The sequence below is a fragment of the Burkholderia multivorans ATCC BAA-247 genome, from assembly GCF_000959525.1.
In the GTDB taxonomy this organism is placed as follows: Bacteria; Pseudomonadota; Gammaproteobacteria; order Burkholderiales; family Burkholderiaceae; genus Burkholderia; species Burkholderia multivorans.
This window is the reverse complement of sequence record NZ_CP009831.1, coordinates 179,519-194,430: the sequence shown is the minus strand read 5'-3', so window position 1 is coordinate 194,430 and position 14,912 is coordinate 179,519. Positions and strand designations below refer to the sequence as shown.

Below are 14,912 nucleotides of genomic sequence, written 5' to 3'. Positions count from 1 at the left end.
AACGGCATCGGTGATGCCGATCAAGCGAACTGCGCCGGCGCGGCGGGCGTATGGATCGATATGTCACAATGTGATCCATTCGGCGAACGCCCCGCGATGCGCCGCCGACTCAGCAAGGAGGACGTGCATGTCGAATCCAGTGCGTGGCGACGGGCCCGACGCCCGCGCCGTCCAGATCCTGCATCGCCCCGTCTGCGACCTGCTCGGCTGCACGTGGCCCATCGTGCTGGCCGGGATGGGCGGCGTAGCGCGCTCGGCGCTCGCGAGCGCCGTGAGTGCGGCCGGCGGATTCGGTTTTCTCGGCATGGTGCGCGAACCGGTCGAGCTGATCCGCCGCGAGGTGCAGCTGGTGCGCGCGGCCACCGACCGCCCGTTCGGCGTCAATCTGATTCCCGCAGCGACGCCGCCCGAACTGCTCGATGCGCAACTCGACGCGTGCATCGAACTGCGCGTGCCGGTCGTCGCGCTGTTTTGGGACGTGATGCCGGCTATCGTGCGCCGGCTGCGCGACGCGGGCATTCGCGTCGTGCATCAGGTCGGCTCCGTCGACGACGCGCGCGCGGCCGCAGCGGCCGGCGTCGACGCGCTGATCGTGCAGGGGCACGAAGCCGGCGGCCATGTGCGCGGCGACCGGCCGCTAACGGCGCTGCTGCCGGACGTCGTCGGCGCGGTGCAGGTGCCGGTGCTCGCGGCCGGCGGCATCGTCGAGGGTGCCGGCGTGGCCGCCGCGATGGCGCTCGGCGCGCAGGGCGCGGCGATCGGCACCGCATTTCTCGCGACGTACGAATCGTTCGCGCACGCGTATCACAAGCAGCGGATCGTCGATGCGCACGACGGCGACACGCTGCTCACCGACATCTTCCATATCAACTGGCCGCGCGGCGCGAAGGTCCGCGTGCTGCCGTCGAGCGTGACGCGCGGCGAGCGCGGCGATCCGTTCGGCGACGCGCGCGTCGTGATCGGCGACGAGGAAGGGCGTCCGATCTATCTGTTCAGCACCGATTCGCCGCTGCGCACGATGACGGGCGATTTCGAGGCGATGGCGCTGTATGCGGGCACGGGCGCCGGGCAGATCGGCGCGGTCGAGCCGGCGGCCGACGTGTTGCGCCGAATCGTGCGCGATGCGGCGGCGATCCTCGAATCGCGCGCGGCCGCGCCCTCGGGCCACGACGCGGACGCGCAGCGCGCCGCGTTGCTGGCCGCGCTCGACGAACTGCTCGAAGCGGAGCGCGCGGGCGCGCGCGTCGCGTCGGAAACGGCGGCGGAAGTGGCGGACGACGACGCGCTGCATCGGCTGATCGCGCATATTCGTCAGGACGAAGCGCACTGGTGCAGCGTGCTCGTCGATGCCATCCGCACGCTCGGCGCGACGCCGACACGCGCGACGGGCGCGTTCTACGAAAAGGCGATGGCGATCGACGATCTCGCGGAGCGAATGGCGTTTCTGAATCGCGGCCAGCGCTGGGTGGCGCGCAAGCTGCAAGCGTTGCTGCCGACGCTCGCGGACCGCGATATGCATGAGGCGCTGACGCAGATGCTGGTCGCGCACGAGAAGAACATCGGCGCGGTCGACGTACGGCTGAGGGACGGCGGCGTGCACGGATAGCGCCGCGCGCGACGGTCACCCTGTCTCGCGGCCATGCGTTGCTACATGCAGCGCTTGGCGCAGCACGTCGGCGAGCTGCCGGTTTTCGTCGATGCGCGCCTGCTCGATCGCCTCGTCTTCCGCGTTGCCCGTGCGGCGCGCCCACTCCTGCCGCTCGCGGGCAAAGATCATCCGCTCGTTGACGGCGCGGATCGCGGCCCAGATCGCATCTTCCGCCTTCTGCGCCTCCGCATCGTCGAGCGAAAGCGCCGAGAACGCGTGCCCGGTATGGCACCGATAGCGCAAGGGCCGATCGTCGCGCATGCGCCATAGCGCGCCGCTGCAGCTCGGGCACGTGAGCGCCGAACGCTCGCCGATCGCGTCGAGCAATTGGGGCGTGAGGAAGCGGCCCTCGGCGATTCGACTTTCGTCGTCCAGTGTGCGCAAATCTGCCATCGTCCGACCCTCCTCGCCGCGTGCGCCATAGACCGCCGCATGAATCGTATGCGCCAGTTCGTCGGCCGTCGCGACGGCGTCCGCGCCGGCGGCGGCCAGCGCGGCGCGCGGCATCGACGGCGCCTCGCATTCGTCGGGATGCTGGACGATGGCGTAACCGCCGTGGGCGCGAATCGCCGCGAGGCCGGCGGACCCGTCGTCGAGATCGCCGCTCAGCACGACGCCGACCGCGCCCGGCCCGTATTCGCGCGCGGCCGACCGGAACAGCGGATCGGCCGCGGGCCGCGCGTAGTTTTCGGCGGCCGTGTCGAGCAGATGCAGCCGGCCGCCGCGCAGCACCATGTGCCGGTCGGGCGGCGCAACGTAGATTCTTCCCGGATGCGGGTGCTCGCCGTGTCGGGCGTGGGTGGCCTCCAGCCGGCCCCAGCGCGTCAGCAGCTCCGGCAGAATCGACCGGTGCCGGCCGATGTGCTGCACGATGCAGATCGGCACGGGGAAGCCTTCGGGCAGGTCGGTCACGAGCGTCCGGAGTACCGGCAATCCGCCCCTCGACGACGCGACGACGACGACATCTCGATGGTCCATGGCACCCTCCTTGCGGATCGACGCGCAAGGCGGGTGCCCGATGCGGACGTCGGGCGCGGGGGCCCGGTGGACGAAACCATGCGTGCCCGCGCGACGCCGCCGCAGGCCCGCAGGCCGACGCGCGCCGCACGGTTGCAACAGCTCAGCGCGGTTCGGCGAGGGCCGCGAGCAGCAAGCCGAAATCGAGCGGTTTCGGCAGATGCGTGTCGAATCCGGCTTCCGTCGCGGCGCCGACATCGGCCTCACGGTTGCGGCCCGTGAGCGCGATCGCTTTCAACCGCGCCCATTGCGGGTCGGCCTTGATCCGGCGCAGCAGCGCGTAGCCGTCCATGTCCGGCAGCCCGATGTCCGACACGATCGCATCGACGGGCCCTTGCGCGAGCATTTCCAGCGCCGCTGCGCCGCTCGCCGCGGTGCGCACCTCCGCGCCCGCCAGTTTCAGCAGGGTAGTGGGCGACAGCGCCGTCTCCGCATCGTCCTCGACGAGCAGCACGTGCAGGCCCGCGATGCGGCCCTCCGACGCACGGCGGTCGGCGGCCGCGATGCGTGTGTCGGCCGCGGCCGGCAACCACACCGTCATCGTGGTGCCGCGTCCGGGGCCGTCGGACGCCGCCGAAATCCGGCCGTCGTGCATTTCGACGAGCTGCCGGACCAGCGCGAGACCGATGCCGAGCCCGCCGCGCGTGCGGTCGCGCGGCGCCTGGCGGAACATGTCGAACACGTGCGGAAGCGTGTCGCGGTCGATCCCCTGTCCGTCGTCGATCACGTCGACGCGCAGCATCCGCGCTTCATGCGTGAGCCGCACGACGATCCGGCCGCCCGCATGCGTGAACTTCAGCGCGTTCGACATCAGGTTCCAGAAAATCTGCTCGCAACGGATCGGATCGGCGAGTGCGATCGCCGGCTCGTCCGGGAACTCGGTTTGCAGCACGAGGCCGCGCGCATGTGCGTCGGCCTCGCACGTATCGACGATCGTGCGCAGCACCGCCGTCAGATCGACGCGCGACAGCTCGAGCGCGAGCTTGCCGGTGCGGATGCGGGACAGATCGAGCAGATCGTCGATGATCTGCGCCTGCGCGCGGACCGCCTGCCGGATCAGCTCGGCCGCTTCGCGCACCGCGGGAATGTCGCGCGTTTCGGGCAGGCGCGGCAGCATTTCCGCGCGCACGCCAATCAGGTTCAGCGGATGCCGCAATTCGTGCGACAGCACGGCGATGAATTCGTCCTTCAGCTGATTCGAACTGAGCGCCTGCTCGCGCGCCGCCTGCTCGCGCGCGAGCGCTTCGCGGTTCGCGTCCTCGCTGAGCTTGCGCTGCGTCAGGTCGCGGACGATCTTCGCGAAGCCGTTGAACGACGTATCGGAAATCGGCGTCACGACACCGCTGCAGAAAATCCGCCGCCCGTCCTTCGTGCGATGCCAGCGTTCGTCGTCCGCGCGGCCTTCGCGCGTCGCGACCTCGCGTTCGTGCGCCGGCACGCGCGCATGCCGGTCGTTCGGTTCGTAGATCAGCTCGACGTCCTGGCCGATCATTTCGTCTTCGGTATACCCGAAGATCCGTTCGGCCCCCGCATTCCAGCTCGCGATGATGCCGTTGCCGTCCTGGATGATGATCGCGTAGTCCTTCGTCGACTGCGCGACGAGGCGCAGCCGCTGCTCGCCGGCCCGCGCGGCTTCCTCCGCGTGGTGGCGATCCGTGACGTCGATCAGCGTGATCACGGCGCCGTCGATATGGTCGTCGGCGGTGCGATACGGCAGCAGCCGGATCAGATACCAGCGGCCGGCCTCGCTCTCGATCTCGCGTTCGATCAGCCGCAGCGACTGGAACGACTGGCGCACGTCGTCCGCGAGCGTGGGATAGCGCAGCGAATGGGTAATGTGAAACAGCGAGCGGCCGAGATCGCTGTCGATCAGGTTGAAGATCGCGGTCGCGTTCGGCGTGAAGCGCTTGATGCGGATTTCCTTGTCGACGAAAACGGTCGCGATCTCGCTCGACGCGATGATGTTGTGAAGATCGTCGTTGGCCTTGGCGGTGTCCTCGATCCGCGCCTGCATCTCGGCGTTCGCGGTCGTCAGCTCCTCGTTCACCGATTGCAGCTCTTCCTTGCTGCTTTCGAGTTCCTCGCTGGTCGAGCGCAGCTCCTCGTTGATCGCCTGCAGTTCCTCGTTCGACGCCTTCAGCTCCTCGACCGACGTCTCATACTGCTCGATGATCGTCGCGAGCTGCTCGCGGCTGTGCTGCAGTTCGTGCTCGAGCTGCGCAAGCACCGGATCCTGCCCGCTTGCTTCGGCCTGATCCTCGTCGGTCATGCGCCCGTCCACCTCGTCGAACACGACGAGCAGAAAGTCGGCGTTCGCGACCTTGTCGTGAAACGGCCGCACCGTCATGTTGATCCACGACACCTGCGTGTCGTGCGTCCACTTGACGCGGCGCGCCTCGACGCTCGTGCCCGTCTGCAGCGCGCGGAAGATGGCGGTGCGCAGATCGAGCCGCAGGTCCGGCAGCACGAGCGTCATGATGTTGCTCGACAGCTCGCCGCCGACGTGGCGCAGGAACCGGCCGGCGTTGTCCGACAGATGAACGACGTTCGATTCCTTGTCGATGATCACGCTGGGCGGCGAATACATTTCCAGTGCGCGTTGATGGAGTTCCGCATACGAGAAATTGCGCTGGACCGGGCTCGCCGGCGCGCGCAGCGTGGGTGTCGGCACGGGCCGCTCGTCGGCCGACCCCGATTCGACGTGCAGCAGCGGCGGGCAAGCCGTCGCCGCTTTCGCGCGATGCGTGACGACGCGCGCCTGATAGATCCGGCGCTTCTTGTCGACGACGGTAAACAGATCGTCGGCCGCGTCGGCCGATTCCGCGGTGCCGAGGAACAGATAGCCGTTCGGGCGCAGCGCGAAGTGAAACAGCTCGAGGATCTGCCGCTGCACCGCCCGTTCGAGATAGATCAGCACGTTGCGGCACGAGATCAGATCGAGATGCGAGAACGGCGGATCGCGCAGCAGGCTGTGCGCGGCGAACAGAATGCGCTCCCGCACCGATTTCGCAATCACGAAGTGCGCGCCGTCGCGCGTGAAATACCGCTGCAGCAGCGGTTCGGGCACGTCGGCTGCGTTCGACAGCGGATAGGAGCCCGTGCGCGCGCGTACGATCGCCGCTTCGTCGATGTCGGTCGCGAACACCTGGATCGCCTGGCTCGACACGGCCGTCTCGCGCGCGCGGGCGAGCAGCAGCGAGATCGAATACGCTTCCTCGCCCGTCGCGCAGCCGGCGACCCAGACGCGCACCTGTTCCTCGCCCGCATCCGGCGAGAACATCGACGCGATCACCTCCCGTTCGAGGAAGTCGAATGCGTCGCGATCGCGGAAGAACTGCGTGACGCCGATCAGCATGTCGGCGAGCAGCGCGTTCGCCTCGTCCGGCGTCGCGCGCAGGAAATCGCGGTACGCGAGCAGGTCGCGCTGCCCGTTGACCTGCATGCGCCTTTCGATCCGGCGCAGCACGGTCGCGCGCTTGTACAGCCGGAAGTCGTGCCCGGTGCGCACGCGCAAATGCATCAGGATGTCCGACAGCGCGCGTTCGGGATCGTTGGCGCCCGGCCGGTCGAGATTCTGATGAACGTGCGCGAGCTCGAGCCCCTGTTGCTCGATGCGCCGCGCATTCACCCACAGATCGAGCAGTTTCTGCGGCATCTCGGCGGCCGGCAGCACGATGTCCGCACCGGCGACCGAAATCGCCTGCTTCGGCATCTCCGCGTGTTCGGCGTCGTCGGGCGTCTGCGCGAGCGTGATGCCGCCGACTTCCTTGATGCGGCGCAGCCCGGCCGCGCCGTCGGAGCCCGTCCCGGACATCACGATGCCGATCGCGCGCGAATCGTGCGCGTCGGCCAGCGTCCGGAAAAAGTGGTCGATCGTCAGCGCGATGCCGCCCGACATCTCGCGCGGGCTGCAGCGAAGGCAGCCGTCCGACATTTCGAGCTGCATGCCGGGCGCGATCACGTAGATATGGTTCTTTTCGATCGGGACGGTGCTCGTCACCTGACGGACCGGCATGCCGGTCGTGTGCTGCAGCACGCTGTCCATGTGGCTGATCTGCTCCGGGGCCAGATGGACGATGACGACGAACGCCATTTCCATGCCGGTCGGCGCGTTCTCGAAGAAGGTCTGCAAGGCCGTCGTGCCGCCTGCCGATGCGCCGATGCCCACGATCGGAAAGGCCAGATCGCTTCTCAACGTCGCAGACGCGGGAAGCCGCTCCTGATCGGTAGGCTCTTGCCGTGCCATTGACTTCTCCTGATTGATGAGGTGAGACGACGCACCGTCAGTCGCCGGGCCGGCCGCGGAATCGCCGTCGTACGGGGCGCCGCGATCCCGCTCGCGATACTTTTCGCTGCGTTTTTGTGCGCATTGTACGGCACCGCGCGGGGCGTTCCGAGCGTCCGATGCGGCGTGGCTGCGCGTGTCCGAACGCCATTCGGCATGTGACGGGACGCCGCGTACGAGCGCGGACCGCGCGACGCGACGCGATCGACGCGCGCCGGCTGCCGACGCAAAAAAGCCCGCCGAAGCGGGCAACCTCTCGATGCGGAGGGGGAGATTCGCTCGCGCGCGCCGCCGCGCGCGTTTCGTTCAGCCTTTCGTCGCGCCGAACGTGAGCCCCGCGACGAAATGCTTCTGCATCGCGAAGAACATCGCGACCGACGGCAGCGCCGCCAGAATCGAGCCGGCCGACACGAGGTTCCACGACGTCGTCCACTGTCCCTTCAGCGCGGCGACGCCCGCGGTAATGGGCGCGGCCTCGTCGCCCTGCGTCAGGCACAGCGCCCAGAAGTAGTCGTTCCAGACGAACGTGAACACCAGAATCGCGAGCGCGGCGAGCGCCGGCCGGATCAGCGGCAGCACGATGCGCCAGAACACCGTCCACTCGCCGGCGCCTTCGATGCGCGCGGCCTCGATCAGCTCGAACGGCAGCTGCTTGATGAAGTTTCGCAGGAACAGCGTGCAGAAGCCGGTCTGAAACGCGACGTGAAACAGGATCAGCGCCTCGACCGTATTGAAGACGCCGAGCCGCAGCGACAGGTCGCGCACCGGAATCATCAGCACCTGCACCGGCACGAAGTTGCCGGCGACGAACGTGCCGAACAGCGCGGTATTGCCGCGAAACCGGTAGGTCGCGAGCGCGAAGCCCGCCATCGCGGCGAGCGCGATCGAGCCGAGCACGGACGGCACCGTGATCTGCACGCTGTTCCAGAAGTAGTGCAGCATCGGCGACGTCGTCAATGCGTCGCGATAGTTCTCGATCATCGAGAAATGGCGCGGCCAGCCCCAGTAATGGCCTTCGACGAGTTCTTCGGTCGAGCGCACCGACGTGACGAACACTGCGATCAGCGGCAGCAGCCAGATCGCGAGCGCGACGGGCAGCGACAGCTTGTACAGCCGGCGCGTGACGGGTTTCCATTGGGCGACGGGTGTCGGAAACATGATGGCTCCCGGTAGGTCACTGCTCGTTGCGCAGCATCCGGCGCAACTGGAAGGCGATATAGACGAGCATGATCGCGAACAGCACGACCGCGATCGATGCGGAATAGCCGAGCCGGTAGTACTTGATCGCCTGGTCGTACATGTAATACGCGAGCACGGTCGAACTTTCGAACGGACCGCCGCCCGTCATCACCGAAATCAGGTCGAAGCTGCGCAGCGCGCCGATCACGGTGACGACGATCGCCATGAACGTCGTCGGCCGCAGCTGCGGCAGCACGACGTGCCAGAGCAGCGCGAAGCCGCGCGCGCCTTCCATCCGCGCCGCTTCGATCTGCTCGGGGTTCAGCGACGTGAGGCCAGTGAGGTAAAGGATCATGCAGTACGCCGTCTGCGGCCACAGCGCGGCGAACACGACGCCGAGCGTCGCGTAGCGCGCGTCGCCGAGCACCGGGATCCCGTGCCCGGCGATCAGCGCGAGCAGCCCGAACGTCGGATCGTAGAACCACGAGAAGATCAGTCCGACGACGACGCCCGACAGCACGAACGGCGCGAAGAACAGCGACTTTACGAGCCGGATCCCGCCGACTGCCTGATTCAGGTACAGCGCGAGCGCGAGGCCGAGCGGCGGCGCGAGCATGAACAGCACGAGCCAGATCAGGTTGTTGCGCAGCGCGGTGTAGAAGGTCGGCGCGTGCAGCAGCTCGACGTAGTTGGCGAGGCCGACGAACGTGCGCTCGGTCATCCCGTCCCAGTTGCAGAAGCTGAGCCACAGCGTCGACAGGATCGGCCAGATCACATAGACGGCAACCATCGCGCACGCCGGCGCGAGAAACAGCCAGGCTGCACGGCGCTGCCGCCGCGCGGCCGGCGACGGGCGGCGCGCGCGCGGCGCGTGCACGGCATCATCGCGCTCCGCGGCGGCGGCCGTGCCGGCGGGCGGGTGGGACGTGATCGGACTGGACACGGTTTGCCTCCTGAACGGGCGCGGCGGCGCGCGGCCGCCGCACGGTCACGCGGTCACTTCTTGTAGATGCGCTTGCGCGTCTGCTCGAGCTGCGCGAGCACCGCATCGAGCTGCGCCGGATTCGCGACGAACTGCTGCATCCCCTTCATCCCTTCGTCGGCCATTTCCTTCGTCATGTCGCGGTCGTAGAACTGCGCGACGCCGCCCTTCGTGTCGGCGAGAATCCGGAAGCCGATGCGCGAGATTGGATCGGCGGGCTCCGGCGACTTGCTGTTCGCCGACAGCGAACCGAGCCCTTCCGCGAGCTTCGCGCCGATCTCCGGCGTTTCGACGAACGCGAGGAACGTATGCGCGTCGGCCTTGTTCTTCGCCTTCGTCGGGATGTGCAGCGATTCGACCGGGCCGTCTTCGGCGGTCGGCACGTTCGCGTCGATGACCGGAAAGCGGTAGTAGCCCATCTCCGGCTTCACGTTCGGCGGAAAGCCGGCCGCGATGAACGTGCCCATCAGCATCATCGCGGCCTTGCCCTGGAACAGGAACGGTTGCGCGCCGTCGAGATCGTAGGACAGCGCGTTGTCGATGAAGTAGCCGGCATCGATCAGCGATTTCCACGTCGTGTAGACCTTCTTCACGCGCGGGTCGGTGTACGGCACGTCGCCGGCCATCAGCTGCTGATGGAATGCGTTGCCGTTCAGGCGCAGGTCCAGATAGTCGAACCAGCCGGCGAGCGTCCACGCGTCGCGGCCGCCGACCGCGATCGGCGTGATGCCCGCGGCCTTCAGCTTTTTGCACGCGTCGAGAAACTGGTCCCACGTCTTCGGCTCGTTCGCGATGCCGACCTTGCGGAACAGATCCTTCCGGTAGAACAGGCCCCACGAGTAGTAGACGGTCGGCGCCGCGTATTGCTTGCCGTTGTACGACGATGCGCTGCGCGTCGATGCGTACATCGCGTCCCAGCCGTTCTTCGTCCAGTCGCCGCTCAGATCCTCGAACAGCCCGCGCTTCGCGTAATACGCCATCCGTTCGCCCGCATGCCAGTTCACGACGTCGGGCGCGACGGTCGTGAGCCACGCGGGAAGCTGCACCTTGTACGCTTCCTCGTCGACGAACGTCGCTTTCACGTCGATGTCCGGATGCGCGCGGTGGAATGCGTCGAGCGTCGACTGCCAGACCGCGCGCTGGCTCGCGCCTTTGAACGCGATGTTGATGCTCAGCGTGCCGGCGTCGGCGGGTGCGGTCGCGGCGAGCGACGCGAGCGCGACGGCGGCGGCCGTGGCGAAGCGGGCGGCGGCGCGAACGGGGCGATGAGTCATGGTTGTCTCCAGTCCTGTCTGTCGTTATGCGTGAGCGGCGTGTCGCGCGCCGCGGCGGTGACGATGAAAACGGCTATGCGTGACTGCGGTACACGGCGACGCCGCGCGGCTCGACGTCGGCGCTGCCGACCACGAACGCCGCCGCCGGCACCGCGTCGATCGTGTGCACGGTGTCGCCGTAGTTGAACACGTACGTGAGGCCGCCGCGCCGGCTGATGCGCACGCCGTCGGCGAGCGGCGTCGGCGCGAGCCCCGCTTCGGCGGCGACGCTCGCGAACAGCTGCGCGGTGGTCGCGTCGTCGAACAGCGCGGCCCAGTAATGCAGCGTGCCGTGCGACAGCCAGGCCGGATGACCGTCCGCGAAGCGCGCGCGCACGACGGAGCGGTCCGCCTCGCGCACCTCGACGAGGTCGCGCCAGTGGCGCGCGTGGCCGGCGAACGGCGCGCCGTCGACGAGCGCGCCGTCGACGCGTTCGGTCACGTTCGGCCGCAGCGATTCGACGCGCCAGACGCGCAGCGGCAGAATCGAGGCGAGTGCGCCGGGCGGCAGCGTCGGCGGAATCTGCAGGTCGACCGTCTTCGAGCCGGTGCGCGGCCCGAACACCGCATGCGCGCCCGATGCGGCGAGGCGCGCGGCGAAATCGTCCGGGACGATCGGCAGCGGCGGCACGACGACGAGCCGATAGCCGTCGAGCGGCGCCTGCGCGGAGATCACGTCGACGTCGAGCCCGAGCGCGCGCAGCGCCGAGTAGTAGTCGAAGGCGATGCGTGCGTACTGAAAATCCGCGCCTTGCGGCTGCACGTCGAGCAGCCACTTCGCTTCGTAGTCGAAGACGAGCGCGACGCGCGCATGCACCGCGGCGTCCGCGTGCGCATCGGCGTCATGCACGGCGGCGATCTCGTGCGCGACGCGCTCTGCTTCGCGGCCGCCTTCGTCGAGCCGGTCGTCGGGCGTGTGCAGCCCCGCGTGCATCTGCTCCTGCGCGAACGGCGCCTGCCGCCAGCGGAAATAGGACACGCAGCCCGCGCCGTGCGCGAAGGCTTCCCAGCTCCACAGCCGCACCATCCCCGGCAGCGGCGCCGGGTTCCAGTGCGCCCAGTTCACGGGGCCTGGCTGCTGCTCCATCACCCAGAACGGCAGCTTCGACATGCCGCGATAGAGGTCGTGATTGAACGACGCGAAATCCGGATGGCCCGTGCGCAGCCAGCGCGCCTTCACGTCGGGCGCGAACCAGTGCTCCTCGAGCGCGCCGAGCGGATAGCTGTCCCACGTCGCGACGTCGAGATCGCGCGCGACCGCATAGTGATCGAAGTCGGTGAACAGCTGCATGAAGTTGTGCGCGACCGGCCGGCCCGGCGAGTGCGCGCGGATCACGTCGACCTGCATCCGGTGATAGCGGACCACTTCGTCCGACGCGAAACGCCGGTAGTCGAGCCGATGCGTGGGATGCGCTTCGGTCACGGTGCCGACGGGCGCGTCGATCTCGTCGAAATCGCGATACTCCATGCTCCAGAACACGGTGCCCCACGCGCGGTTCAGCGCGTCGATCGTCCCATAGCGCGCCTTCAGCCATTCACGAAAGCGTGCGACCGCAGCCGGCGAATAGCTGACGACCGTCTGGTGACAGCCCATCTCGTTGTCGGTCTGCCAGAAGCGCACGGCCGGATGGCGGCCATAGCGCTCGGCGACCGCCGTGCAGATCTGCCGCGATGCTTCGTGATAGACGGGCGACGAGAAGTCGTAATGGCGGCGCGAGCCGAACGCGCGCGGGCGGCCGTCCGCACCGATCGCGAGAATGTCCGGATGGCGATCGATCAGCCATTTCGGCGGCGTCGCGGTCGGCGTGCACATCACGATGTCGAGGCCCGCCGCGGCGAGTACGTCGACCGCGCGATCGAGCCAGCCCCAATCGTATTCGCCGGGCGACGGCTCGATGCGGCTCCACGCGAATTCCGCGATGCGCACCTGCGCGATGCCGAGCGCTTTCATCCGGCGGGCGTCGTCCGCCCACATCGATTCCGGCCAGTGTTCCGGGTAGTAACAGACGCCGACGCGCATGCGCGATCCTTATGCGTAATGGTGAACGGGGAGGGTGGCGGACGCGGGCAGTGCGCGGCCGTCTTGGGTGAACAGGTGGCACGCGGCGGCCGGCGCATGCACGGGCAGGCGCTCGCCGGGGCGTACCGCTGCGTCGCCGGGCACCTTCGCGATCAGCGGCGTGCCGCCCGGCTGGTCGAGATGCACGCAGGTCTGCTCGCCGAGACGCTCGACGAGTGCGACGTCGCGCACGAGCATCGTCGATTCGTGTGCGGCGCCGAGCGTCAGGTGTTCGGGACGGATGCCGAGCGTGACCGCGTCGCCCGCGCGCAGCGCGGCGCCGTCGCGCGCGAGCGTGAAGCTTTCGCCGGACGGCACGAGCGTGACCGTCGTGCGCTGCGCATCGGCCGCGGCGACGACGGCCGGCAGGAAGTTCATCCGCGGCGAGCCGATGAAGCCCGCGACGAAGCGGCTCGCCGGCCGGTGATACAGCTCGAGCGGCGCGCCGACCTGCGCGATGCTGCCGTATTGCGCGGTGTCGGCGCCGGCATGCAGCAGCACGATCTTGTCGGCGAGCGTCATCGCCTCGGTCTGGTCGTGCGTCACGTAGACGACGCTCGCGCGCTCGAACTGCCGGTGCAGCCGCGCGATCTCGACGCGCGTCTGACCGCGCAGCGCCGCGTCGAGGTTCGACAGCGGCTCGTCGAACAGGAACACGCCGGGCTCGCGCACGATCGCGCGGCCGATCGCGACGCGCTGCCGCTGCCCGCCCGACAGCGCCTTCGGCTTGCGGTCGAGCAGCGCGTCGAGCTGCAGGATCCGCGCGGCGTCGCGCACCTTGCGGTCGATCTCCGCTTTCGGCGTGCGCGCGAGCTTCAGGCCGAACGCCATGTTCTCGTAGACGGTCATGTGCGGAAACAGCGCGTAGCTCTGGAACACCATCGCGACGCCGCGTTCGGCCGCGGGCACGTCGTCGACGCGCCGGCCGCCGATCGACAACTCGCCCGCACTCAGATCCTCGAGGCCGGCGATCATCCGCAGCAGCGTCGATTTCCCGCAGCCGGACGGACCGAGGAACACGCAGAACTCGTGCTCGCCGATCTCGAGATCGACGTCGCGTATGACCGGCGCGTGGTCGCCATAAGCCTTCTGCACGCGCCGCATCGAGATGCTGGCCATTGTCTCCGCTCCATGTTCTAATGCGTTGCCGCACATGATTAAGCGCTTAATCACCGCAGTCAAAAAAAACGGCGATTGCGCTCGCGGCCGGGGCGCGCCCCGCGATCGAGCCGCAGGGCGTGCGACGATAGTGCGCCGCTTCGCACGGCGAAGCAAATACTGGATGGGCTTCTCAGATAGTGAGCAAACATGGCAACTCTCGATGAAGTGGCGCGCCGTGCGGGCGTGACGGCCGCGACGGTGTCGAACGTGCTGCGCGGCCGCGGGCGCGTCGGCGATGCGACGCGCGCGCGCGTGCTGGAGGCCGTGCAGACGCTCGGCTATCGGCCGCATCTTGCCGCGCGGGCGCTCGCGGAAGGGCGCGCCCCGACGGTCGCGCTGATGGTATCGAGCATCGCGAACCCGTTCTATCCCGAGTTCGCGCTCGCGGTCGAGCGCGCGGTGCGGCGCAACGGGCAGTTTCTGATCGTCTGCAATACCAACGACGATCCGGCGCAGGGGCGCGCGTATCTGGACCAGATCGCCGGCACGGTGTCCGAAGGCATCCTCGTGACGAACGCGAGCCATCTGCCGGACCTGCTCGACGTGACGCGGCGCGGCGTGCCGGTCGTGCTGTGCATGTGGGAACGGCCCGATGCGCTGCCGGACGGGTTGCCGTGCGTCGCGGTCGATTTCCGCGAGGCGGGGCGGATCGCGACGCGGCATCTGCTCGAACTCGGGCACCGGCGGATCGGCGCGATCGTCGGCGGTTGCGCGGGCGGCGTGCAGGCGGCGCGTTACGACGGGTTCGCGGATGTGATGCGCGAAGCGGGGCTCGACGCGTCGATCGTCGCGGCCGAGCCCGATTCGACCGAAGGCGGGCTGCGTGCGGCGGGGCGATTGCTCGATGCGCATCCGGATCTCACCGCGCTGCTCGCGACCAACGATCTGCCCGCGATCGGCGCGCTGCATGCGGCTGCCGATCGCGGGCTGCGCGTGCCGGACGATCTGTCGATCATCGGCATCACCGACATCCAGCTCGCGCGCGATACGCGTCCGACGCTGACGACGGTCGCGATCCCGACCGCCGAGGCGGCGGGACTTGCGGTGGAGCTGCTCAATGCGCTGCGCGAGGCCGGCGGGCAGGTCGACGATGCGGCGCGCGTCAGGACGGCATCGGCGCCGCGGCTCGTGGTGCGCGGCACGACGGGCGTGGTGGCGACGCGGTGAATGGGCGCCTGGAAGGCGTGAGCGGGCCGTGCGCTGAATCGCGTTTTTTGTCTGTGGCGAGGATCGGTTGCCGGTCGGTGTGACGCGGCTTATTTGCGCGT

9 protein-coding genes are annotated in these 14,912 nt (G+C 68.6%); 2 read left to right on the top strand and 7 right to left on the bottom strand.

Annotated elements, in window-relative coordinates:
• The first annotated feature begins 127 nt into the window (after positions 1-127).
• Positions 128-1,606 carry a nitronate monooxygenase gene (locus tag NP80_RS03160; protein ID WP_006404674.1) on the top strand — a complete coding sequence of 493 codons (1,479 nt, stop codon included), beginning with the start codon at positions 128-130 and terminating at the stop codon, positions 1,604-1,606.
• 15 nt (positions 1,607-1,621) lie between these two features.
• On the opposite strand, the gene NP80_RS03155 is transcribed toward NP80_RS03160, so the two are convergent.
• The 7 genes from NP80_RS03155 to NP80_RS03125 form a co-directional block, all read right to left on the bottom strand.
• Positions 1,622-2,626, bottom strand: a complete 1,005-nt coding sequence (locus NP80_RS03155; RefSeq protein WP_006404675.1) for a chemotaxis protein CheB — start codon at positions 2,624-2,626, stop codon at positions 1,622-1,624.
• Between the two features lie 142 nt (positions 2,627-2,768).
• Positions 2,769-6,911 (bottom strand): CheR family methyltransferase, encoded by a 4,143-nt coding sequence (locus NP80_RS03150; RefSeq protein ID WP_006411314.1) that lies wholly within the window; start codon positions 6,909-6,911, stop codon positions 2,769-2,771.
• A gap of 345 nt (positions 6,912-7,256) precedes the next feature.
• On the bottom strand, positions 7,257-8,108 hold the full coding sequence (locus NP80_RS03145) for a carbohydrate ABC transporter permease (protein WP_006404677.1): 852 nt from the start codon (positions 8,106-8,108) through the stop codon (positions 7,257-7,259).
• 16 nt (positions 8,109-8,124) lie between these two features.
• Entirely contained in the window at positions 8,125-9,072 is a 948-nt protein-coding gene (locus NP80_RS03140; RefSeq protein ID WP_045593065.1) for a carbohydrate ABC transporter permease, read from the bottom strand.
• Positions 9,073-9,125: 53 nt separating this feature from the next.
• Positions 9,126-10,385 (bottom strand): ABC transporter substrate-binding protein, encoded by a 1,260-nt coding sequence (locus NP80_RS03135; protein ID WP_006409669.1) that lies wholly within the window; start codon positions 10,383-10,385, stop codon positions 9,126-9,128.
• Between the two features lie 73 nt (positions 10,386-10,458).
• The gene (locus NP80_RS03130; RefSeq protein WP_006409668.1) at positions 10,459-12,444 is read right to left on the bottom strand and encodes a beta-galactosidase; all 1,986 of its coding nucleotides are present in this window, start codon (positions 12,442-12,444) and stop codon (positions 10,459-10,461) included.
• Between the two features lie 9 nt (positions 12,445-12,453).
• Positions 12,454-13,602 (bottom strand): ABC transporter ATP-binding protein, encoded by a 1,149-nt coding sequence (locus NP80_RS03125; RefSeq protein ID WP_006404681.1) that lies wholly within the window; start codon positions 13,600-13,602, stop codon positions 12,454-12,456.
• A 189-nt stretch (positions 13,603-13,791) separates the two neighbouring features.
• On the opposite strand from NP80_RS03125, the gene NP80_RS03120 reads away from it, so the two are divergent.
• Complete coding sequence (locus NP80_RS03120; protein ID WP_006404683.1) at positions 13,792-14,811, top strand: LacI family DNA-binding transcriptional regulator; 1,020 nt, start codon at positions 13,792-13,794, stop codon at positions 14,809-14,811.
• Positions 14,812-14,912: the final 101 nt, after the last annotated feature.

Excerpts from the sequence above, each read along its gene's own strand:
- NP80_RS03120 (WP_006404683.1), top strand. The coding sequence starts at position 13,792 with ATGGCAACTCTCGATGAAGTGGCGCGCCGTGCGGGCGTGACGGCCGCG.
- NP80_RS03145 (WP_006404677.1), bottom strand. The coding sequence starts at position 8,108 with ATGTTTCCGACACCCGTCGCCCAATGGAAACCCGTCACGCGCCGGCTG.
- NP80_RS03155 (WP_006404675.1), bottom strand. The coding sequence starts at position 2,626 with ATGGACCATCGAGATGTCGTCGTCGTCGCGTCGTCGAGGGGCGGATTG.
- NP80_RS03160 (WP_006404674.1), top strand. The coding sequence starts at position 128 with ATGTCGAATCCAGTGCGTGGCGACGGGCCCGACGCCCGCGCCGTCCAG.
- NP80_RS03150 (WP_006411314.1), bottom strand. The coding sequence starts at position 6,911 with ATGGCACGGCAAGAGCCTACCGATCAGGAGCGGCTTCCCGCGTCTGCG.
- NP80_RS03125 (WP_006404681.1), bottom strand. The coding sequence starts at position 13,602 with ATGGCCAGCATCTCGATGCGGCGCGTGCAGAAGGCTTATGGCGACCAC.
- NP80_RS03130 (WP_006409668.1), bottom strand. The coding sequence starts at position 12,444 with ATGCGCGTCGGCGTCTGTTACTACCCGGAACACTGGCCGGAATCGATG.
- NP80_RS03135 (WP_006409669.1), bottom strand. The coding sequence starts at position 10,385 with ATGACTCATCGCCCCGTTCGCGCCGCCGCCCGCTTCGCCACGGCCGCC.